Source organism: Ruegeria sp. EL01 (genome assembly GCF_900313035.1).
Classification (GTDB): domain Bacteria; phylum Pseudomonadota; class Alphaproteobacteria; order Rhodobacterales; family Rhodobacteraceae; genus Ruegeria.
The window spans coordinates 132,386-152,169 of sequence record NZ_OMPS01000009.1; the positions used below are offsets into that span (position 1 = coordinate 132,386).

General features: G+C 56.0%; 23 protein-coding genes. 18 read left to right on the forward strand and 5 right to left on the reverse strand.

All coding sequences use genetic code 11. The features are described from left to right. Complete coding sequence (locus tag D9K61_RS06385) at positions 1–315, reverse strand: hypothetical protein (RefSeq protein WP_120632408.1); 315 nt, start codon at positions 313–315, stop codon at positions 1–3. 177 nt (positions 316–492) lie between these two features. Between D9K61_RS06385 and D9K61_RS06390 the strand changes: the two genes are divergently transcribed. The 11 genes from D9K61_RS06390 (at position 493) to D9K61_RS26875 (ending at position 8,532) form a co-directional block, all read left to right on the forward strand. Further along, the gene (locus D9K61_RS06390) at positions 493–1,350 is read left to right on the forward strand and encodes a CoA ester lyase (protein ID WP_120632409.1); all 858 of its coding nucleotides are present in this window, start codon (positions 493–495) and stop codon (positions 1,348–1,350) included. Positions 1,351–1,357: 7 nt separating this feature from the next. Next, on the forward strand, positions 1,358–1,912 hold the full coding sequence (locus D9K61_RS06395; protein ID WP_120632410.1) for an NnrU family protein: 555 nt from the start codon (positions 1,358–1,360) through the stop codon (positions 1,910–1,912). 12 nt (positions 1,913–1,924) lie between these two features. Continuing rightward, positions 1,925–2,131, forward strand: coding sequence for a DUF1737 domain-containing protein (locus tag D9K61_RS06400; protein ID WP_120632411.1), 207 nt, complete (start codon positions 1,925–1,927; stop codon positions 2,129–2,131). Next, positions 2,131–3,159, forward strand: coding sequence for a MaoC family dehydratase (locus tag D9K61_RS06405; RefSeq protein ID WP_120632412.1), 1,029 nt, complete (start codon positions 2,131–2,133; stop codon positions 3,157–3,159). The genes D9K61_RS06400 and D9K61_RS06405 overlap by 1 nt, the downstream gene beginning before the upstream one ends. A 77-nt stretch (positions 3,160–3,236) precedes the next feature. Continuing rightward, complete coding sequence (locus D9K61_RS06410) at positions 3,237–3,899, forward strand: DUF1194 domain-containing protein (protein WP_120632413.1); 663 nt, start codon at positions 3,237–3,239, stop codon at positions 3,897–3,899. A gap of 214 nt (positions 3,900–4,113) precedes the next feature. Then, positions 4,114–4,497 (forward strand): succinate dehydrogenase, cytochrome b556 subunit, encoded by a 384-nt coding sequence (gene sdhC, locus D9K61_RS06415; RefSeq protein WP_120632515.1) that lies wholly within the window; start codon positions 4,114–4,116, stop codon positions 4,495–4,497. Between the two features lie 11 nt (positions 4,498–4,508). Then, positions 4,509–4,880 carry a succinate dehydrogenase, hydrophobic membrane anchor protein gene (locus D9K61_RS06420; RefSeq protein ID WP_120632414.1) on the forward strand — a complete coding sequence of 124 codons (372 nt, stop codon included), beginning with the start codon at positions 4,509–4,511 and terminating at the stop codon, positions 4,878–4,880. 24 nt (positions 4,881–4,904) lie between these two features. Continuing rightward, on the forward strand, positions 4,905–6,713 hold the full coding sequence (gene sdhA, locus D9K61_RS06425) for a succinate dehydrogenase flavoprotein subunit (RefSeq protein WP_120632415.1): 1,809 nt from the start codon (positions 4,905–4,907) through the stop codon (positions 6,711–6,713). A gap of 99 nt (positions 6,714–6,812) precedes the next feature. Continuing rightward, a complete protein-coding gene (locus D9K61_RS06430) occupies positions 6,813–7,439 on the forward strand; it encodes a sulfotransferase (protein WP_120632416.1) in 627 nt (208 codons plus the stop codon). A 31-nt stretch (positions 7,440–7,470) separates the two neighbouring features. Beyond that, complete coding sequence (locus D9K61_RS06435) at positions 7,471–8,250, forward strand: succinate dehydrogenase iron-sulfur subunit (protein WP_120632417.1); 780 nt, start codon at positions 7,471–7,473, stop codon at positions 8,248–8,250. A gap of 135 nt (positions 8,251–8,385) precedes the next feature. Continuing rightward, positions 8,386–8,532, forward strand: a complete 147-nt coding sequence (locus D9K61_RS26875) for a hypothetical protein (RefSeq protein WP_162946776.1) — start codon at positions 8,386–8,388, stop codon at positions 8,530–8,532. Positions 8,533–8,815: 283 nt separating this feature from the next. On the opposite strand, the gene deoD is transcribed toward D9K61_RS26875, so the two are convergent. From deoD to D9K61_RS06455, 3 genes are all read right to left on the reverse strand, one after another. Then, positions 8,816–9,529, reverse strand: a complete 714-nt coding sequence (gene deoD / locus D9K61_RS06445) for a purine-nucleoside phosphorylase (RefSeq protein WP_120632419.1) — start codon at positions 9,527–9,529, stop codon at positions 8,816–8,818. 17 nt (positions 9,530–9,546) lie between these two features. Further along, positions 9,547–9,864, reverse strand: coding sequence for an H-NS family nucleoid-associated regulatory protein (locus D9K61_RS06450; protein WP_120632420.1), 318 nt, complete (start codon positions 9,862–9,864; stop codon positions 9,547–9,549). A gap of 124 nt (positions 9,865–9,988) precedes the next feature. Beyond that, positions 9,989–11,956 carry a protein meaA gene (locus D9K61_RS06455; RefSeq protein ID WP_120632421.1) on the reverse strand — a complete coding sequence of 656 codons (1,968 nt, stop codon included), beginning with the start codon at positions 11,954–11,956 and terminating at the stop codon, positions 9,989–9,991. A gap of 143 nt (positions 11,957–12,099) precedes the next feature. Here D9K61_RS06455 and D9K61_RS06460 point away from each other — a divergent pair, with 143 nt between their 5' ends. From D9K61_RS06460 to D9K61_RS06490, 7 genes are all read left to right on the forward strand, one after another. After that, the gene (locus D9K61_RS06460; RefSeq protein WP_120632422.1) at positions 12,100–13,488 is read left to right on the forward strand and encodes a 1-acyl-sn-glycerol-3-phosphate acyltransferase; all 1,389 of its coding nucleotides are present in this window, start codon (positions 12,100–12,102) and stop codon (positions 13,486–13,488) included. 113 nt (positions 13,489–13,601) lie between these two features. Further along, positions 13,602–14,888, forward strand: coding sequence for a crotonyl-CoA carboxylase/reductase (gene ccrA / locus D9K61_RS06465; protein ID WP_120632423.1), 1,287 nt, complete (start codon positions 13,602–13,604; stop codon positions 14,886–14,888). A gap of 207 nt (positions 14,889–15,095) precedes the next feature. After that, the gene (locus tag D9K61_RS06470) at positions 15,096–15,314 is read left to right on the forward strand and encodes a hypothetical protein (RefSeq protein ID WP_120632424.1); all 219 of its coding nucleotides are present in this window, start codon (positions 15,096–15,098) and stop codon (positions 15,312–15,314) included. Further along, positions 15,253–15,972, forward strand: coding sequence for a LuxR family transcriptional regulator (locus tag D9K61_RS06475; RefSeq protein WP_120632425.1), 720 nt, complete (start codon positions 15,253–15,255; stop codon positions 15,970–15,972). Before D9K61_RS06470 ends, D9K61_RS06475 begins: the two co-directional genes overlap by 62 nt. 83 nt (positions 15,973–16,055) lie before the next feature. Continuing rightward, the gene (locus D9K61_RS06480; protein WP_120632426.1) at positions 16,056–16,694 is read left to right on the forward strand and encodes an acyl-homoserine-lactone synthase; all 639 of its coding nucleotides are present in this window, start codon (positions 16,056–16,058) and stop codon (positions 16,692–16,694) included. A 60-nt stretch (positions 16,695–16,754) separates the two neighbouring features. Continuing rightward, entirely contained in the window at positions 16,755–18,287 is a 1,533-nt protein-coding gene (locus tag D9K61_RS06485; RefSeq protein ID WP_120632427.1) for an ATP-dependent RecD-like DNA helicase, read from the forward strand. After that, on the forward strand, positions 18,284–19,012 hold the full coding sequence (locus tag D9K61_RS06490; protein ID WP_120632428.1) for an SDR family oxidoreductase: 729 nt from the start codon (positions 18,284–18,286) through the stop codon (positions 19,010–19,012). Before D9K61_RS06485 ends, D9K61_RS06490 begins: the two co-directional genes overlap by 4 nt. Before the next feature lie 3 nt (positions 19,013–19,015). Here the strand turns inward: D9K61_RS06490 and D9K61_RS06495 are convergent, their stop codons facing one another. Next, positions 19,016–19,783: a TIGR02186 family protein gene (locus D9K61_RS06495; RefSeq protein ID WP_120632516.1), complete on the reverse strand. Its 768-nt coding sequence runs from the start codon at positions 19,781–19,783 to the stop codon at positions 19,016–19,018. Position 19,784 lies beyond the last annotated feature (1 nt).

A 19,784-nucleotide genomic window follows, 5' to 3' on the forward strand; every position in this document is an offset into this window, starting at 1 on the left:
TCAGGCGTCGTCGCCTTGTACCGGTAGCGCGTCAACGAGGGTTTCGTAGGACTGGCCCGATGCCACAAGGCAAGTGACCCCGTCCGGCAGTGTGACTGTGATTGTCCAACTTCCTGTCTCGTCCGAGGCAAAAACTTCCATCACCGCTCCGCGCCTGGCAATGCCGATGCCTTTCCGGGTCTCTCTGTAAGTTCCTTCGAGCCGCTCGATCACGTCTTCGCGGGGTGCGCAATTGTGTGGTTGCGCCTGTAACTGCTGCGCCGCCAGCGCCATTATCCACAGTCCCAAGGTCATGTTGATCAGTGTCGTTTTCATCTCAGGCCCCTTCTGCAACCTATGCTTGAAGCCTGCCGCGAGGGTCCGGAGATCGGGTAAAGGCAGCGCACGTTGCGTCGCGAGAGCAGGTAATGCTGCAACGCGGCAATTTTTGCCTTGAACTTTCCTGAAAAAAATGCCCCATTCCGCGCAACATTATTTCATGGGGAGGGATCAATGGATCCGCGTCAACGCCCGTACCGTTCGGTTTTGTACATACCTGGCTCGAAAGAGCGCGCCCTGGATAAGGCGCGCAACCTGCCGGTTGATGCGATCATTTTTGATCTGGAAGACGCTGTTGCCGCCAACGAAAAATCCAACGCACGTGAAACACTAAGGGCTGCATTGGCCGCGGGCGGATACGGCGCGCGGGTCAAAATCGTTCGCATCAATGGGTTGGACACTGAATGGGGTCGCGCAGATGCTGAAGCAGTGCGTGACATGGATGCAGATGTGGTCCTGCTGCCAAAAGTAAACTCTGCCGCAGACGTTGATGCCTTGGCTGCGATCACCGGTGATCTGCCGATCTGGGCGATGATGGAAACTCCGCGCGGGATGCTGAACGCAGCGGAAATCGCGGCCCATCCACTGATGACTGGGTTCGTCATGGGGACCAATGATCTGGCCAAAGAGCTACAGACCCGTTTTCGCCCGGACCGTGTGCCGTTGATGACTTCGTTGGGCCTGTGTGTTCTGGCTGCCAAGGCCGAAGGTCTGATCATTGTCGATGGTGTGTACAATGCCTTCAAAGATACGGAAGGGCTTGCCGCGGAATGTGCGCAAGGGCGCGACATGGGCTTTGACGGCAAAACGCTGATCCACCCGGCACAGGTTGATGTCACCAATGCCGCTTTTGCTCCGTCCGATGACGAGATCGATCTGGCACGTCGGCAGATCGCCGCGTTCGAAGAGGTCGAGGGGCAAGGGCAGGGTGTCGCCGTGGTCGACGGCAAAATCGTAGAAAACCTACACGTTGCAACTGCACGTGAAACTCTGGCAAAAGCAGAGGCGATTTCTTCATTGCAAGCGGGGTAAGCCAGCGATGGGCTTTGTTTTACTGATTCTGGGCGTGGCGCTTTGGTGGGCCGCCCATTTCTTCCAGCGGTTGCTGCCCGAACAACGGGCTGCGATGGGCGATGCCGGGAAGGGTGCGGTTGCACTGGCACTTGTTGTGTCGATCTTGCTGATGATCTTCGGCTATCGCATGACGGACTTTATCCACGTCTGGGCGCCACCGACGTTCATGGTCCATATCAACAACCTGTTGGTGTTGATTGCGATCTACATGATGAGCCCCGCCGGAGCCAAGGGCCGCCTGTTGAACAAGATGCGTCATCCAATGCTGGGCGGGTTCAAGCTTTGGGCCTTTGCCCACCTGTTGGTGAATGGTGATCTGGCCTCGATCGTCCTGTTTGGCGGTCTGTTGGCGTGGGCGGTCGCCGAGGTGATCGTGATCAACCGGTCCGAACCAGATTGGACACCCGGCGAACCCGGGACTTATGGCAAGGACGCGATGTTCTTTGTGGCCTCGATCGTGCTGCTTGGACTGATCGGCTATGTCCATGGGCTGGTCGGCCCTTCCCCTTTCCCATCATAAGGATTTGACCTCTTGGCCAAGCTCTATCGCCTCCTGACCGAGCAAGACACATCAGCCTTCTGCCACAAGGTCTCGGAGGCGCTGGGCAAGGGGTGGGAGCTTTATGGCTCTCCCTCTTACGCGTTTGACAGCGCCAACAACGTGATGCGTTGCGCACAGGCCGTGACCAAAGATGTTCCGACTGATTATTCCTCTGACATGAAACTGGGGCAGCAATAATGGCAAAGACCAATCCGGGCCGCTTCTTTGAAGATTATTCTGTCGGACAAGTTTTGCGCCATGCTGTGCCGCGCACCGTAACGATCGGAGAGCGCGCGCTGTATCACGCGCTTTATCCTGCACGGCACGCGCTGTATTCGTCGGATGAATTTGCCCGGAACTGTGGCCTGCCAGAAAGCCCGATTGATGATCTGGCCGCATTTCACGTGGTGTTTGGCAAGACAGTGCCTGACGTATCACTGAATGCGGTGGCGAATCTGGGATATGCCGAAGGCCGCTGGATGCAACCTGTTTATCCCGGTGACACGCTGCGATCCGAATCCGAAGTGATCGGGATCAAGCAGAACTCGAATGGTGAAACCGGTGTTGTTTGGGTGCGCACCCGCGGATTGAATCAACGCGATGACGTCGTTATCGAATACGTCCGCTGGGTTATGGTGCGCAAATCGAACCTGAATGCACCTGCACCTGAGGCGGTTGTTCCGGAGCTAAAAAAAGCGCTGGCCCCTGAAGATCTGGTGATCCCGCAGGGTCTGGACTTTTCTAACTATAGTTTTGTTCAGTCTGGCGAGGCGCACAGGTGGGGTGAATACGAAATCGGCGAAACCATTGATCACGTGGATGGGGTGACCGTTGAAGAGGCTGAGCATATGCTGGCCACCCGCCTTTGGCAGAACACGGCCAAAGTGCATTTCGACCTGACCTTCCGTCCCGACGGACGTCTGATCTACGGCGGCCACGTGATCTCGATGGCGCGCACGTTGTCTTTCAACGGGCTGGCAAACGCGCAGATGATCGTGGGTCTGAATGGCGGCGCCCATGCTAATCCGTGTTTTGCAGGCGATACGATCAAGGCCTGGTCCGAAGTGCTGGACAAGGCCGAGACCGGCGTTCCCGGCGTAGGCGCAGTTCGCCTGCGATTGGTGGCGACCAAGGGTGGGTCGACTTTTGTACTGCGAAGCGAAGACGGCAAATACCTTCCTGACGTTCTGTTGGACCTGGATTATTGGGCATTGATGCCCACCTAGCGTTTTGCTGAAGACTGCCAGCGGCCCGATTACATTCATGTGACTGCAGATTTCGGGATACGTGCTAACGTGTTCTCATGGTCTCACTACGCGCCCTTTCTGTCTGCCTGTTCCTCGCCCCTCCGGTCTGGGCCTGTGATCTGGCATTGGCGCTGGCGGTTGATGTCTCGGGCTCGGTCGACAGCAAAGAGTTTCGCATCCAGATGGACGGGCTTGCCGCCGGGTTGCGCGACCCCATAGTGTCCGAAGCACTGGTCAGGGGGCAGGCGCAATTGATGCTGGTACAGTGGACGGGCGCGTCGCGCCAGAAGATCACGGTTCCCTGGACACAAATTGACAGTTTTCAGGCGTTGGATGGGTTTGCTGCACAAGTTTCCTCGGATGCAAGGGTTTGGCGCAATTTTTCAACTGCCATTGGCGAAGCGCTTGAGAAGACAATGGACAGTTTTGAATCTGTCTCGGAGTGTAAGCGCCACTTGATCGACCTTTCGGGGGACGGGGTTTCGAACGAGGGTGTCGAACCCACGAAGGTGCACAGCGTGTTGCGCAATCGGGGGGTTACAGTCAATGCAATCGCCATCGAAGAAAGCGAGCCGGACCTGACCGCGTATTTCTTTGAGAATGTGATCGTCGGAGAAGGGGCTTTTGTGGTTTCTGCGTCTGGATTTGAAGACTACCCGGAACGAATAAGAAAAAAGCTGTTGCGCGAAGTCGTAGAGCAAACGGCCGGGTTGAAGTGAAGCATCGAAGATTCGTGATCACAATGCTTGGCCCTTGAAAACGCTAACATTGAAGATGTGGAATAGGTTTTGTGATCACGAGTTTATTTGGTGTGATCACATAACTTGTTAAACTGTGTTTTTGAGCCGAATTTAAGCACTTTTGCACCTGCAGCACGTGACACAGTGGGAAAAAACGGTAAAACCGTCTGTAGCCAACCGAAAAGGAGCCATCATGGCCGATGTAAATCGGGGCAACCGCCCACTTTCACCGCACATATGGATTTATCGTCCTCAGCTGACCTCCATGTCTTCGATCATGGTTCGGCTTTCGGGGATTGCGGTTTTGGTTTTATCACCATTGGTTGTCTGGTGGCTTTTGGCTGCGGCAACGTCTGAAAGCGCTTTTGTGCCCATAGACAATTTTCTGCGCAGCTGGTTTGGCGATCTGCTTTTGTTGGGTGCAACCTGGGCGCTTTGGTATCACACGCTGGGTCGTCTGCGTCACGTCATCTGGGACTTTGGCTATTGTCTGGATGTTGAGACTTCGGAAAAGATGGGTATTGGCATGTTCGTCCTTGCCACCGTTCTAACCATTCTCACAGTGTTTTTGGTGTAAGGAACTGACTGATGCAATATCTGACAGACCGTAAGCGCGCGCAGGGCATGGGGGCCGGAGGTTCGGGAACCCAAGGGCATTGGCGCATGATGGTACGCTCAATGATTATGGTTGTACTGGTGCCGTTGTTCCTGATCGCCTTGGGCAAAGGCATCGGCGGATCCTACGAAGAGGTACTGGCCTATTTCAGCCGACCTATACCGGTAATTATTGTGGCTCTGGCGCTGGTCGTTGGTTTGATCCAACTGATGCATGAAGCGCAGGAAGCGATTGAGGACTACGTGCACGGTGTCGCGGAAAAGCTGACAATCGTTGCCACGCAGGCATTTTGCTACACGTTGATCGCTGCGGGTCTTCTCGCGCTGATCAAGCTCGCCCTTTGACCTGCGTCTTAAGGATCCAGAACAATGACACAAGCATATGAATATGAAACCCACGACTATGATGTTGTAGTTGTTGGCGCAGGTGGCGCTGGGTTGCGGGCGACGCTGGGCATGGCGGAACAGGGGTTACGCACTGCCTGTGTGACCAAGGTTTTCCCGACCCGCTCACACACGGTTGCTGCACAAGGCGGCATTGCTGCGTCGCTGTCCAACATGGGTCCGGATCATTGGCAGTGGCACATGTACGATACCGTCAAGGGCTCGGACTGGCTGGGTGACACTGACGCGATGGAATATCTGGCGCGTGAGGCCCCCAAAGCGGTATACGAATTGGAACATTACGGCGTGCCTTTCAGCCGGACCGAAGAAGGCAAGATTTACCAGCGCCCATTTGGTGGCCACACGACCGAATTTGGCGAGGGTCCCGCGGTGCAGCGTACCTGCGCCGCGGCCGACAGAACCGGCCACGCGATCTTGCATACGCTGTATGGTCAAAGCCTCAAGAACAACGCCGAATTCTACATTGAATACTTCGCCATCGACCTGATCATGTCCGAGGACGGGCAATGTCAGGGTGTTGTCTGCTGGAAGCTCGATGACGGCACCATGCATGTCTTCAACGCCAAGATGGTGGTGCTGGCAACCGGAGGCTACGGCCGGGCCTATTTCAGCGCGACCTCGGCCCATACCTGCACAGGTGATGGCGGCGGCATGGTTGCGCGTGCCGGGCTGGCCCTACAAGACATGGAGTTTGTTCAGTTCCACCCGACCGGCATCTACGGCTCGGGCTGCCTGATCACTGAAGGCGCGCGCGGTGAAGGTGGATACCTGACAAACTCGGAAGGTGAGCGGTTTATGGAGCGCTATGCGCCCCAGTACAAAGACCTTGCACCGCGCGACTATGTCTCGCGATCCATGACCATGGAAATCCGCGAAGGGCGTGGTGTGAGCGATGAAGGTGATCACATTCATCTGAACCTCAGCCATTTGCCAGCCGAAGCTTTGGCCGAGCGCCTGCCGGGGATTTCCGAAAGCGCCAAGATCTTTGCCGGCGTCGATGTCACCAAAGAACCGATCCCGGTTCTGCCTACCGTGCACTACAATATGGGCGGTATCCCGACCAACTATTGGGGTGAGGTTCTGAACCCGACCGCGGACGATCCGACCGCTGTAGTTCCGGGCCTGATGGCTGTGGGCGAGGCTGGGTGCGCATCTGTTCACGGGGCGAACCGTCTGGGATCAAACTCACTGATCGACCTCGTTGTGTTTGGCCGTGCGGCGGCAATCCGGGCGGGTAAAGTTGTCGACGCAGACTCGGCGAACCCGGTATTGAACCAGAGTTCTGTGGACAAGGCCTTTGATCGCTTTGACGAGGTGCGTAACGCCAGCGGGTCTGTCGCAACCGCCGATCTGCGCCTTGAGATGCAGAAGACAATGCAGGCGGATGCCGCCGTTTTCCGGACTGCCAAAACGATGGCTGAAGGCGTCGAGAAGATGACAGCGATTGCCGCCAAGATGGATGATCTCAAAGTCACCGACCGTTCCTTGGTCTGGAACAGCGACCTCATGGAGACGCTGGAACTGACCAACCTGATGCCAAGCGCGCTGGCCACCATCGTTGGTGCCGAAGCTCGTAAGGAATCCCGGGGTGCCCATGCGCATGAAGATTTCGCCGAGCGTGATGACAAAAACTGGCGCGTCCACACAGTATCTCGCGTTGACGGCAACAAGGTCGATCTCAGCTATCGCCCGGTGATTGTCGATCCTCTGACCACCGAGGATGCAGGGGGCATCAGCCTTAACAAAATCGCGCCCAAAGCGCGCACGTTCTAAGGAGCGCGGAAATCAGGCAATGGTGTGCACGCGCCAAATACCCAAAGACGACGCGAAGGTCACTGACCATCGTATGCACTGTTGTGTCTGGTGTCGGCCATGACTGTTGAAGTGCTGCATTCCGCGCAAGGCGATCCAAAAATCATCCTGATCGGATTGAACAGATGTGCAACGACGTCTTTTCACATGCTGTTTCAGAACAGCGGGATCCCTTCAGTGCATTGGGTGGATAGCGACGGTGGCAACATTGCTCATCGGATGGTGACGAATATCTCCATGGGTCGCAAACCGCTGGATGGGTTCGGCACCGTGCATGCATTTACCGACATCGCCTTCGTGAATGTGCGGTTCATGCTGGATGGCGCACGTTTTTTTCGGGACCTGTATGCAGCCTACCCGGACGCCTATTTCATGCTGAACACGCGCAACCTGGATGACTGGATCTCTTCGCGCGCGCTTCATTCCGGCGGCGCGTATCTCGAAAAATGCTGCAAGGCCAATGGTCTTACGGCAGAAGAAGTAAAGCAAGGCTGGGCACATATGTATGACGTGCACCATGCCGAGGTTGAAGCGCATTTTGACGGCAATCCCCGTTTCCTGCGCTTTGACATAGACACGGACGAGCCGCAGATCATTGCGGATTGGCTCGCTCCGGATTTTGATGTGAACATTGTCCATTGGGGACACTACAACCAAGGGGCGTCCGAGCGCGCCCAGACAGGCTGAATGGCGGCCTTGTGCTGAATGGAGAATTGACATGGTTCAACTGACCCTGCCCAAAAATTCCCGGATCACCACCGGTAAGACCTGGCCCAAGCCAGAAGGCGCCGGCAATGTACGTAAGTTCCAGATCTACCGCTGGAACCCGGATGATGGGCAGAACCCGCGTGTGGACACGTATTTTGTCGATATGGACGCATGTGGTCCGATGATCCTGGACGCGTTGATCAAGATCAAAAACGAGATTGACCCGACTCTGACCTTCCGCCGGTCTTGCCGCGAGGGCATCTGTGGATCCTGTGCAATGAATATCGACGGGATCAACACGCTGGCCTGTATCTATGGCATGGATGAGATCAAGGGCGACGTGAAGATCTATCCGCTGCCACACATGCCTGTGGTCAAGGACCTGATCCCTGATTTGACCCATTTCTACGCTCAGCATGCCAGCATCATGCCTTGGCTTGAGACCAAGACCAACCGCCCGGCGAAAGAGTGGAAGCAATCCATTGAGGATCGCAAGAAACTTGATGGCCTGTATGAATGCGTGATGTGCGCCAGCTGCTCAACCTCGTGCCCCAGCTACTGGTGGAACGGTGATCGGTATCTAGGCCCCGCCGCTTTGTTGCATGCTTACCGCTGGATCATCGACAGCCGGGATGAGGCAACGGGTGAGCGTCTGGATGAGTTGGAAGACCCGTTCAAGCTGTATCGCTGCCACACCATTATGAACTGTGCCAAAACCTGCCCGAAGGGTCTGAACCCGGCCAAAGCGATTGCCGAGATCAAAAAGATGATGGTTGATCGCGCCGTTTGAGACGCTTTTGAGATTGCATTTTCCGACTTGCAGAAAGTGCATGCCCAGCTTGCGAATAAAGAGGATGCAGGGCCAGGGGCCCTGTCCTAAGTTCGAGGTAGGGAGGAGTGATGACATTGAATCAGGATCACTCCGATGAATACAAAAAATCACAGTCCGAAATGCGATGCCGATGAGGCCTTGAAACTGCTTGAACAGGCTTGGGCTTACTACACGCCGGAACCCGTGCTGGTTGACAAACAGCCCGAGCCACGCTTGTTCGAGTACGCCAACGCCGCCTGATACGAGTCATGTTGGGCTTGCCAACACCGGATAGGATGGGCAAAGCAGGGATATGCCCATTGTTTTGCTTCTTCTTGCCGCTGGGGTGTTTGCCTATTTCCTATGGCGTGCGCGATCTTCCTCGCTGACCCGCGAGTGTCGGTGGCGCCAGCACCGAAAAGAAGGCGTTTGGATCTGTGCTTTTTGCGGCGCGCAACAAGAAGGGCCCGAGAGCCCATCAAATTGCTTGCGTAAGACAAGGGACGACTAGCAACCGGGCAGATCGGAAACCTGCCCGACGCGTTTATGCGGCGTCCGGGAATGCCGCCTGCAACGCGATCTCGACCATATCACCAAAGCTGCTTTCGCGGTCGGCCGACGGCAGGGCTTCGCCTGTCAGTAAATGGTCAGATACGGTCAGAACGGCCAGCGCTCTGCACTTGTGGCGTGCGGCCAGAATGTACAGCTCTGCTGCCTCCATCTCGACACCAAGAATGCCGTGACGCACCATCTGTTCATTCAGATCAGGACGTTCGTCATAAAAGACATCAGACGAATAGATCCCGCCTACATGGGTTGGGGTGCCTTTGGCCTTGGCCGCAGCTACGGCGGCCTGCAGCAGCTCCCAATCAGCGCAGGGGGCAAAGTTCATCTCTTTCATGATGCCACGGGACGGCGTGCTGAGAGTGGTCGATGTCATCGCCAGAATGACATCCCGCACCTTCACTTTGTCCTGCATCCCGCCGCATGATCCAATACGGATCAGGGTTTTTGCATCAAAGTCACGGATCAGCTCGTTCACGTAGATCGAAAGGGATGGCATGCCCATGCCGCTGCCCTGAATTGTGACAGGGTTCCCTTTCCAATTGCCGGTGAAACCCAGCATTCCGCGCACGTTATTGACCTGCTTGACGTCTTCCAGAAACGTCTCGGCCGCCCATTTTGCCCGGTACGGATCGCCGGGCAAAAGAACGGTTTCTGCAATTTCGTCTTTTTCAGCGCCAATATGAATTGTCATTCCGAGACAAACCCCAATTAGATTTCCAAGTCAGAGATATCAGCGCCTGCTTTCAATGCATCGTGAATCCACTGAGGTTTGCGACCACGTCCGGTCCAGGTCTGCTCTGGCACGGCGGGATTGCGGTACTTCGGCTTGGCTTTGGTCCCTTTTGTGCCGCGCGGTGCATCGCCCGACAATTCAGACAGTGAAAAACCGAATTCAGCGGCGGCTTTCTCGGCTGCCATCAGAGCTTCCCGGCGTTCCCGTTTTTCTGCATCAAAAAGTGCGTTTTCGACATTGCCGCGCAATTCCAGAAGGTCTTTTCGCGACATCTTTTCAAGGTTCATCCCCATTGCTCTTCTCCGTGAGTGTGTTTTTGGTGGTGGTGGGTGCGCGCACCCTAAATCCAAGGGACGACATAATCTATCCCCAATAAATCGGGGATAGAAACGGGGAATTTATCCGGTAAAGTGACTGTTATTCGGCCGCGAGGTTTTGCGGATCGACCAGAGTAACAATGTCACCCATGATCGAATTCAATTCGAAGTTTTTAGGGGTGTAAACCTTTGACACGCCCATTAATTTCAACTTCTCTGCGTCCTCGTCAGGAATAATTCCACCCACCACAACCGGAATGTGGGTCAATCCGGCTTCGCGCAAGCGGGTCATTACGTCTTCGACCAAAGGCAAATGGCTGCCAGACAGGATCGACAACCCAATGACATGGGCATCGTCCTCTGCAGCGGCTGTCACGATCTCTTCTGGTGTCAGTCGGATACCATCGTAGCTGATATCCATGCCGCAATCCCGCGCGCGGAAGGCGATCTGCTCGGCACCATTCGAATGGCCATCCAGGCCCGGCTTGCCGACCAAAAACTTAAGGCGGCGACCCAGTTTGTCGCTGACTGCGTCAACAGCAGCACGCAAGTCTTCAAGCCCTTCTGTCTTGTTCGAGACCGAACCGGATACGCCGGTCGGGCCGCGATAGGTGCCGTAGACTTTGCGCATTTCCTCGGCCCATTCGCCGGTCGTCACACCGGCCTTGGCCGCTGCGATAGACGGTTCCATGACATTGGCACCTGTCTGCGCCGCCTCGCGCAGGGCGGCCAGTGCAGCGGCAACCGCCGCGCTGTCCCGTTCGGTGCGCCACTCATTCAGACGGTTGATCTGCTCCTGCTCGGCCGTGGGGTCGACGACCATAATGCCGCCATCCTCGGTCTGCAGCGGAGAGGGTTCACCTTCGGTCCATTTGTTCACACCGACCACAACTGTTTCATTCCGCTCGATCCGGTTCAGACGTTCTGCGTTGGAATCCACCAGACGCGATTTCATGTATTCGATCGAGGCAACGGCCCCGCCCATCGAATCCAGGTTCGCCAGTTCAGCGCGTGCGCCGTCTTTCAATTCTTCGACTTTGGCATCCACCGCCGGGTTTCCGTCGAAAAGATCGCCATATTCTAGAAGGTCCGTCTCGTAAGCCAGTATCTGCTGCATCCGCATCGACCATTGCTGATCCCACGGACGCGGCAAGCCCAAGGCCTCGTTCCATGCTGGCAGCTGCACAGCACGGGCACGCGCCTTTTTCGACAGGGTCACAGCCAGCATCTCAATCAGGATGCGGTAGACGTTGTTTTCCGGCTGCTGTTCGGTCAGGCCCAGCGAGTTTACCTGCACGCCATAGCGGAACCGGCGGAACTTGGGGTCTTCAACGCCATAGCGCTGTTGCAGAATTTCATCCCAAAGATCAACAAATGCGCGCATTTTGCACATTTCGGTAACAAATCGGATTCCTGCATTCACGAAAAACGAAATACGACCGCAAACCGCAGGAAAATCCTCGGCTGGGACTCGGGGGCGCAGTTCGTCAAGAACGGCGATGGCGGTGGCCAGAGCATAGGACAACTCCTGCTCGGGTGTCGCGCCAGCCTCTTGCAGGTGGTAGGAACACACATTCATTGGGTTCCATTTTGGCACATTGGTGTAGCAGTATTCTGCCACATCCGCGATCATCTTCAGCGAGGGTTTCGGCGGGCAGACATAAGTGCCTCGGCTTAGATATTCCTTGATCAGATCGTTCTGCACTGTGCCTTGCAGTTTGGAAACATCCGCCCCCTGTTCCTCGGCCACCGCGATATATAGCGCCAGCAACCATGGGGCAGTGGCGTTGATTGTCATCGATGTGTTCATCTGTTCCAGAGGAATTTGGTCGAACAGAACCCGCATGTCGCCCAGATGACAAACCGGCACACCCACTTTGCCCACCTCGCCGCGTGCCAGGGTATGATCGCTGTCATAGCCGGTTTGGGTGGGCAAATCGAAAGCCACCGACAGCCCGGTCTGACCTTTGGCCAGATTTCCCCGATACAGCGCGTTGGATGCTTTGGCGGTGGAATGACCGGCATAGGTCCGGATCAGCCAGGGTCGATCTTTCTGCATCTGCGTCATGAGGAGCCTCGTGTGTCGATGAGCAATAAAATTACGTTACTGGGTTCTAAAGCGCAATTTTCGGGATATGTCAATTCGCTGCGTTGCGGCATACCGCAATTGTTCAGATTGTGAGCCGGTCCGATTGGTGGCACTGTGTGCGGATGACGCAAACCGTCGAACTCCCGCTTTGGCTTTTTTTGCTGATCGTGATCTTTGCCATGGTCACACTGGCCTCGCATTTTCTGTTCCCATCCGTTCGCTGGTTCTTTCGCCGTCGGTTGGAACGTGCCGTCGCCCGCCTGAACAAGCGCCTGCAACGGCCGATCCAACCTTTTAAACTGGCGCGTCGTCACGACATGATTCAGCGGCTGATTTATGACCCGCAGGTGGGGCAGGCTGTGCAGCGACATGCCCGCGAGGACGGGATTCCCGAAGCCGTCGCCTTTGAACAGGCGCGCCGCTATGCGCGCGAGATTGTTCCGTCGTTCTCGGCGTTTGCTTACTTCAGCTTTGCCATTCGGCTGGCTCGTCTTATTAGCAACGCGTTTTATGACGTTCGCCTCAGTTATCAGGATGAAGCAGCCATCGACGGTATTGATCCCGAGGCCACCGTTGTTTTTGTAATGAACCACCGCAGCAACATGGACTATGTATTGCTGACCTATCTTGCAGCACGGCATTCGGCCCTGTCCTATGCTGTAGGAGAATGGGCTCGGGTTTGGCCGTTAAGCCGTCTCATTCAGGCTATGGGCGCGTATTTTATCCGGCGAAAATCAGGGAGTGAGCTCTATCGTCAAGTGTTGTCATGTTACGTCCGTCACGCGACCGAGGCTGGGGTGACGCAAGCGATGTTCCCTGAAGGCGGGTTGAGTCTGACCGGCGCATTGGGTCGCCCCAAGCTGGGCTTGCTTAAATATATTCTGGATGGAACCTCGCCGGAAGGTCGAGACGTTGTCTTTGTTCCGGTCGCACTGAACTATGATCGCGTGCTTGAGGACACCATCCTGACTCGTGCGGCCCTGGGAACGGAACGCCGGTTTCAGGCCCGGATCGGCGTCATTGCCCGGTGGATCCTGAAGCAGGTCTGGCGGCGACTGATCGGTCGCTCCAAAACGTTTGGGCTCGCGTCTGTGCGATATGGCGTGCCGTTGTCACTAAAAGAATTTCGCGGCCAGCATCGTGATGATGCAATGACGGATCTGGCGCGCGAGTTGATGCAGCGCATCGGTCTGGCCATTCCATTGGTTCCCGCAGCTGCGGCCTGCTGGGTGTTGCGTGAAAATGGATCTATGCCTGAGAAAACCGTTCAATCCCGTATCAGGGCAATGATGGGCCAGAACGGCGACCAGACGAAACAGGTGTCAGAGGCCATTACAAACGCGCTGAATCAATTGGTCGAGCGTCATATCCTGAGCAGGCAAGGGGAAACTCTGTCGCTTTCTGGTCAGCGTGTCGATCTTCTGGACTACTATGCCGCATCTGCGCAGAAAAACGCGCAACCAAGGCGTAATGCACCTGCAGAAGATTTTTCTGCATCTGCAGGGTCATAAAATTACAAAAAGATGCCAAAAACGGTTGCATTATTTCGCATCGGCCAATATCCCATCTGGAGAAGCGCGCGATTCTGCGTTGCGGCAAAGGAATTGATAAAAAGGAGGCCAGCATGGCTTTGGACACCGAAAGCGGTATCGCGTCGTACGAGGCACCTGAAAAAGACCTGTACGAAATGGGTGAAATTCCTCCGATGGGATATGTGCCCAAGAAGATGTATGCATGGGCGATCCGAAAAGAGCGCCACGGAGAGCCGAACACGGCAATGGTGCAAGAAGTGGTCGATGTGCCCGAACTGGACAGCCACGAGGTGCTGGTCTTGGTGATGGCAGCGGGTGTCAATTACAACGGCGTCTGGGCGTCGCTGGGTCAACCGATAAGCCCGTTTGACGGCCACAAGGCTCCTTATCACATCGCTGGTTCCGATGCATCCGGCATCGTCTGGGCCGTGGGTTCAAAAGTGACCCGCTGGAAGGTCGGCGACGAGGTGGTCATTCACTGCAACCAGGACGACGGAGATGACGAGGAATGCAACGGCGGCGACCCGATGTATTCCCCAAGCCAGCGCATCTGGGGCTATGAAACCCCGGATGGATCGTTCGCCCAGTTCACCAACGTGCAGGCGCAGCAGCTGATGCCACGCCCCAAGCACCTGACCTGGGAAGAAAGCGCCTGCTACACGCTGACCCTGGCGACCGCCTACAGGATGTTGTTCGGCCACGAGCCGCACGACCTGAAGCCTGGCCAGAATGTTCTGGTCTGGGGTGCTTCGGGTGGCCTCGGTTCTTATGCGATCCAGCTGATCAACACCGCTGGTGCCAATGCCATCGGCGTGATCTCGGACGAAAGCAAGCGCGACTTTGTCATGGGGTTGGGTGCCAAGGGCGTTCTGAACCGCAAGGATTTCAACTGTTGGGGTCAACTGCCCACAGTGAACACCCCGGAATATGCCGAGTGGTTCAAGGAAGCCCGCAAGTTTGGCAAGGCGATATGGGATATCACCGGCAAAGGTAACAACGTCGACATGGTGTTCGAGCATCCAGGCGAAAGCACCTTCCCGGTCTCTACCTTCGTTGTGAAGAAGGGCGGTATGGTTGTGATCTGCGCCGGGACAACCGGATACAACCTGACTTTCGATGTGCGTTACATGTGGATGCATCAGAAGCGTTTGCAAGGGTCGCACTTTGCGCATCTCAAGCAGGCAGCATCTGCCAACAAGCTGATGGTCGAGCGCCGTCTGGACCCTTGTATGTCAGAAGTGTTCACGTGGAATGACCTGCCCGAGGCACATATGAAAATGCTTCGGAACGAGCACAAGCCCGGCAACATGTCGGTTCTGGTTCAGGCCCCGCGTACCGGTTTGCGCACACTGGAAGAGGTACTGGACGCACGCGGTTAGATCGCTCTGATTTTAGACATAAACACCCGCGAATCACGTTTTGAATTCGCGGGTGTTTTGCGTTTTTGGCCCACACTTCGAACTTTCAATGGGTTGCAAAATTGCCCCTCGCTGTTTTTGGGGAGTAGAAACCGGTGAATATGCCGGAAAACATCATACATGTTATGGTTGTGTTAACCCTTCGTTAACTGTTTCAGAGAGACCCTGATGGCGCAAAATGAGTGGATATTGGACGTATTGTCGGACCTCAACGCTTTCGCGGTTGCGAACGGGTTGACCGCGCTTGCCGAGCAGCTTGATGACACCAAGCTAATAGCAGCGGCCGAGATCGCGTCCATGAAGGATGAGGCACGGGCGCCCGCAGATGGCAACAGAACTCGATTTGGGTCAGATCCTGCAGGATTTGGAGAACACCAGCACGCTTGACGAACTCAGCAGTGTTGCATTCGGACTGAGAGAAATACTTAAGGTCGAACATCTGACCTATCACTGGGTGGATGGCGCCGGGGATCAATACGGGTGCACCACATACTCGGATGCCTGGGAAGAGCGGTACCGGGACAAAATCTACCACAGAATTGATCCGGTCATCCTGGGGTGTTTCCAACGGTTTCATCCTGTCGATTGGAAATCGCTTGATTGGTCCGGCAAGGTTGCAAAAGCCTTCCTTCAGGACGCAAGAGAGCACAGCGTTGGCAACCAGGGATATTCCATTCCGAGCCGCGGCCCCAACGGACAGTTTGCTTTGTTTACTGTAAATCACAGCTGTGACGACGATACTTGGCAGAAGTTCATCTCGTTATATGGACGCGAATTGATCCTGATTGCGCACTATATGAACCGCAAGGCGCTGGAGTTCGAAATGGACAGGCAGCCGGATTCGCCGCGCGGCTTATCCCCCCGAGAGACTGATGCGATTACCTTGCTGGCGCTGGGTTACAGCCGTGCGCAAGTGGCGCATTCGCTTTCAATTTCCGAGCATACCCTGCGCGTCTATATCGAAAGCGCTCGTTCTAAACTCGGTGCCCAGAATACCACCCACGCCATCGCAACAGCGCTCAGCCGAGGATTAATAGTCGTTTAAAGGGCGCTCGACCTCCAAACCGTAAATTAACCACGTGTCTGTACCCCCTTCGTTCCTGCACAGGACGATAAGGGGAAAAAGTCATGTTGCGTTATCTATATGCAGATGAGTTGCACAAGTTTCCGATTCTGGCCGATGGGATGTTTCAGGATCGCGCAGATCAGTTCAAAATCCGATTGGGCTGGGATGTCTACGTTAATGAAAAAGGAGAAGAGCGGGATCGATACGATGATCTGAATCCGCTTTATGTCATCTGGGAAGAACCGGATGGTAGTCATGGTGGTTCTATGCGGGTGTTGCCAACAACCGGACCGGTGATGGTGAACGACATCTTTGGGCATCTGACTGGTGGCAGTCCGATCCGCAGCCCGCTGATCTGGGAGGTTACGCGGTTTTGCCTGTCTCGCACTGCAAGTCCACATACCGCCGGGGCCATCATGCTCAGTGGCGGCGAAATGATGGAAGGGTTTGGCCTGACGCATATAGCCGGGGTCTTTGATGCACGTATGATTCGTATCTATCGCCTCATTGGATCCTCACCGCAGGTACTCGGCACCGAGGGGGCGGGGCACGAACAAATTTCGGTGGGGCTGTGGCCCTATTCTGCCGAAGATTGCACCCGCGTGGCCGACCGGGCAGGTATTCCGCGTGATCTGTCGCGCTTGTGGTTCAAGACCGCATTTGGCCCCGCCAAACAACACCGGTTTGCCTTGTCCGCCTGAGGGCGGGAAAACACCAATCCGCATCTGGTGATGGTTGGCGCGGCCCTGTAGGGTCGCGCCATGTCCTTGCCAAAACTCACCTTCTCTGACGATCAGGCCGCCGCTTTTGACAGCATCGCCGAGATGCTGCGCTCTGCCGGTGTAGACCTCGAAGACGATGCCCTGCTAAAGCTTCCGGGGGCCGGAAAATCCGGTGTGATGGCCGTGATCGGCAAGGCAGGATCCGGTAAAACCTTGTTGCTTGCCGAGCTTTTCAAGGCGCTGGCCGAAACCGGTGTCCAGATCGTGTCCGGCGACTACGAAAGCCGAAAATCAAAAGACAAACGCAGCCTTGCCATATTGGCACCGACCAACAAGGCCGCCAGTGTTTTACGCTTGCGCGGCGTCCCGGCAACGACCATTCACCGCATTCTCTACACCCCGGTCTACGACCCCGAATACGAGCGTATTGCGGAATGGCTTGCAGGGAATGGCGAACGGCCCGAGGTCGAGGGCCTAAGCGATGATGCGCTGGACCGCGCGGCGGCATTTTATGAGAACAACAAATCCATCCCCGGCGCACTGGCGGCGGCGGGGTTGCGCGGTTCAGACTTCATCACGGGCTGGAAACGCCGTGAAGAGCCGTTGGATATTGGCTTTGTTGACGAAGCCTCAATGCTTGATGATCGGCAATTCGAAGACCTGCAAGAGATCTTTCCGACGCTTTTGATGTTTGGTGACCCAGCGCAGCTGGCCCCCGTAAATCAGTCCGGCAGCATGGTATTCGACACTTTGCCCGAACCGCGGAAACTAACGTTGCACCGGGTTCATCGGCAGGACGCAGACAATCCCATTCTGGATCTCGCCCATGCGCTTGCTGATCCGGAAATGGGGTTCGAGGATTTCGAGCGGATGATCGAAGATGCGGCTCGGCGCGACGATCGAGTGGTCTGGGGGCAAAGGGTCGAAGTTGACTTGATGGCTCGCAGCCCGGTGCTGGTGTGGCGCAACGCAACACGCATTCGGTTGATTCAAGCCTTTCGGCAAGTTCATGGGGCTCCGGAAACGGAGCTGTTGGCGGGTGAACCGCTGATTTGCGACGGGATCGAGCTGCCGCTCAAACACCGCAAGAAACGGCTGGATCTTGAGGCGCGCGGGCTGATCAAGGGCGCACAGGTTGTTTATCTTGGACCCGGGCGAAAGCCGGGGTTTTCGCGCTTGCATGTGATGGGGGCCGAAGACCCTCAGGTCAGTGCAGCGTCAATCGTCAAGATTGAAAAACCGGATGAGGAAGAGCCGTTTATTCCCTTCGCTGCCCGCATGGGCGCGACGTTCCTGCATGGGGCCGCAGTAACGATTCACAAGGCGCAGGGGTCACAGTGGGACACGGTACAGGTCTTTGCGCCTGATCTTTATGCTGCAGCGCGCATGGGACGGACCGAGGCCGGGCAACCTTTGTGGAAACGTTTGGCTTATGTGGCCATTACGCGCGCGCAACAGCGGTTGATTTGGGTGGTGCGCAATCGCCTGTCAAAACCAACTTATCCGCTGCGTGTGGATGATCTGCGCGCGGTACAGGCACCATCTCTGACCTTGGAGGCGGAAGAGACATGAGATCTATCATCGTAACGGGTGCAAGTTCCGGCATTGGGCGTGCGACGGCCGAGTTGTTCTTGACAGAAGGCTGGACCGTGGGCCTGTTGGCGCGCAGCGAAGGCAAACTGGAAGAAATCGCCAGCGCCCATCAAAACGCGATCCCGCTGGTTACGGATGTTACAAACCCTGATGCCGTATCAACCGCGTTCCGCTTGTTCGTGAACCGGGCGAACAGGTTGGATGTTTTGTTCAACAACGCAGGCATCTTTGCGCCCGGCGGGACGATCGATGAGATCGCATTGGATGACTGGTACCAAAGCGTCAACGTGAACCTGAACGGTATGTTCCTGTCGGCGCGTGAGGCATTTGGGATCATGCGTAACCAGAGCCCGCAGGGCGGAAGGATCATCAATAACGGTTCGAATGCGGCGCATGTGCCGCGCCCGAATTCAGTGCATTATTCGGCAACAAAGCATGCCATCACCGGGCTGACCCGCAGCCTGTCGCTGGACGGACGTGCGTTTGGGATCGCATGCGGTCAGATCGATATCGGAAATGCGCGGACCCAGATGGTTCAAAACCTTGTTGAGACCGCCAAAGCCGAAGGCAATACGCCAGATCCGACGATGGCCGTCGAAGACGCCGCGCGTTCGGTATTGCATATGGCCACCCTGCCGACCGAGGCGAACGTGCAGTTTATGACTGTTATGGCCACCACCATGCCTTACATCGGCAGGGGGTAGGCGTCACTTCTCGCGCAGAAGACGGAACGCGGTCGAGGCGCCCCAGCCTGCTGCAATCGCTATGACCAGTGACATGAGACCATACCAGACTGGTTGCTGACGGGACATGTTGAACAGAAAACGTTCCAGCCCAACTTTGCGCACATCTATCGCAGTCTGGTATTGAGAAATGACTTCCCCCCCTCGGGTCAGAAGTATACGCGCCACATATTCGCCTTCGGTCAGGTCCGATGGCATATCGATTGACGTGCGGAAAAGGGTCTGTTCATCCACAGCGACAGTGTTTTCGCGGATGGAATACAGATCTTCGTCCTCGCGAATGCGTACCACGGCGTCGGCAAAGTCCTGCGCTCCGCGGATGTTCATTGCTGCACCGACAGACCGAATGGCACGTTCAATCGAGACCCGATACCGCAGGTCTTCTGTATCGGACAAGATGGCCTTCAGCGGGCCGCTGGTGGCCACCGCGTAGAAGCTAGGCGCAAGATCGACAAGAACGCTGTCCGTGTTCACCCAGATCCCCAGCTTTCGCTCCTTCCGCCGGACGGTCACTGGTTCAGAGGGTCCGGCAAGTGCCACGATAACCTCAAGCGGCGGACCATCTGGTATAGGTGCTTCGCGTTTGATTGCGCCAAAGATCAGGATCTCGGATCCGTCGAAATTGGCGGTAATGGCAACGCGGTCCTGGCTCAGGCCTAGAACAACTTTCTCCTCCGCCGCGGCAGCGGGCAGGCATAGCAGGCAAAGTGCGGTGATCAGCGGGCGTAGCATC

What these genes read in the sequence shown, in the direction of transcription:
- sdhC (WP_120632515.1), top strand. Translation starts at nt 4,114, where the DNA reads ATGGCCGATGTAAATCGGGGCAACCGCCCACTTTCACCGCACATATGG.
- D9K61_RS06495 (WP_120632516.1), bottom strand. Translation starts at nt 19,783, where the DNA reads ATGCTACGCCCGCTGATCACCGCACTTTGCCTGCTATGCCTGCCCGCT.
- D9K61_RS06490 (WP_120632428.1), top strand. Translation starts at nt 18,284, where the DNA reads ATGAGATCTATCATCGTAACGGGTGCAAGTTCCGGCATTGGGCGTGCG.
- D9K61_RS06410 (WP_120632413.1), top strand. Translation starts at nt 3,237, where the DNA reads ATGGTCTCACTACGCGCCCTTTCTGTCTGCCTGTTCCTCGCCCCTCCG.
- D9K61_RS06450 (WP_120632420.1), bottom strand. Translation starts at nt 9,864, where the DNA reads ATGGGGATGAACCTTGAAAAGATGTCGCGAAAAGACCTTCTGGAATTG.
- D9K61_RS06455 (WP_120632421.1), bottom strand. Translation starts at nt 11,956, where the DNA reads ATGACGCAGATGCAGAAAGATCGACCCTGGCTGATCCGGACCTATGCC.
- D9K61_RS06485 (WP_120632427.1), top strand. Translation starts at nt 16,755, where the DNA reads ATGTCCTTGCCAAAACTCACCTTCTCTGACGATCAGGCCGCCGCTTTT.
- ccrA (WP_120632423.1), top strand. Translation starts at nt 13,602, where the DNA reads ATGGCTTTGGACACCGAAAGCGGTATCGCGTCGTACGAGGCACCTGAA.
- D9K61_RS06470 (WP_120632424.1), top strand. Translation starts at nt 15,096, where the DNA reads ATGGCGCAAAATGAGTGGATATTGGACGTATTGTCGGACCTCAACGCT.
- D9K61_RS06405 (WP_120632412.1), top strand. Translation starts at nt 2,131, where the DNA reads ATGGCAAAGACCAATCCGGGCCGCTTCTTTGAAGATTATTCTGTCGGA.
- D9K61_RS06460 (WP_120632422.1), top strand. Translation starts at nt 12,100, where the DNA reads ATGACGCAAACCGTCGAACTCCCGCTTTGGCTTTTTTTGCTGATCGTG.
- D9K61_RS06385 (WP_120632408.1), bottom strand. Translation starts at nt 315, where the DNA reads ATGAAAACGACACTGATCAACATGACCTTGGGACTGTGGATAATGGCG.
- sdhA (WP_120632415.1), top strand. Translation starts at nt 4,905, where the DNA reads ATGACACAAGCATATGAATATGAAACCCACGACTATGATGTTGTAGTT.
- D9K61_RS06475 (WP_120632425.1), top strand. Translation starts at nt 15,253, where the DNA reads ATGGCAACAGAACTCGATTTGGGTCAGATCCTGCAGGATTTGGAGAAC.
- D9K61_RS06435 (WP_120632417.1), top strand. Translation starts at nt 7,471, where the DNA reads ATGGTTCAACTGACCCTGCCCAAAAATTCCCGGATCACCACCGGTAAG.
- D9K61_RS06430 (WP_120632416.1), top strand. Translation starts at nt 6,813, where the DNA reads ATGACTGTTGAAGTGCTGCATTCCGCGCAAGGCGATCCAAAAATCATC.
- D9K61_RS26875 (WP_162946776.1), top strand. Translation starts at nt 8,386, where the DNA reads ATGAATACAAAAAATCACAGTCCGAAATGCGATGCCGATGAGGCCTTG.
- D9K61_RS06480 (WP_120632426.1), top strand. Translation starts at nt 16,056, where the DNA reads ATGTTGCGTTATCTATATGCAGATGAGTTGCACAAGTTTCCGATTCTG.
- D9K61_RS06420 (WP_120632414.1), top strand. Translation starts at nt 4,509, where the DNA reads ATGCAATATCTGACAGACCGTAAGCGCGCGCAGGGCATGGGGGCCGGA.
- deoD (WP_120632419.1), bottom strand. Translation starts at nt 9,529, where the DNA reads ATGACAATTCATATTGGCGCTGAAAAAGACGAAATTGCAGAAACCGTT.
- D9K61_RS06390 (WP_120632409.1), top strand. Translation starts at nt 493, where the DNA reads ATGGATCCGCGTCAACGCCCGTACCGTTCGGTTTTGTACATACCTGGC.
- D9K61_RS06395 (WP_120632410.1), top strand. Translation starts at nt 1,358, where the DNA reads ATGGGCTTTGTTTTACTGATTCTGGGCGTGGCGCTTTGGTGGGCCGCC.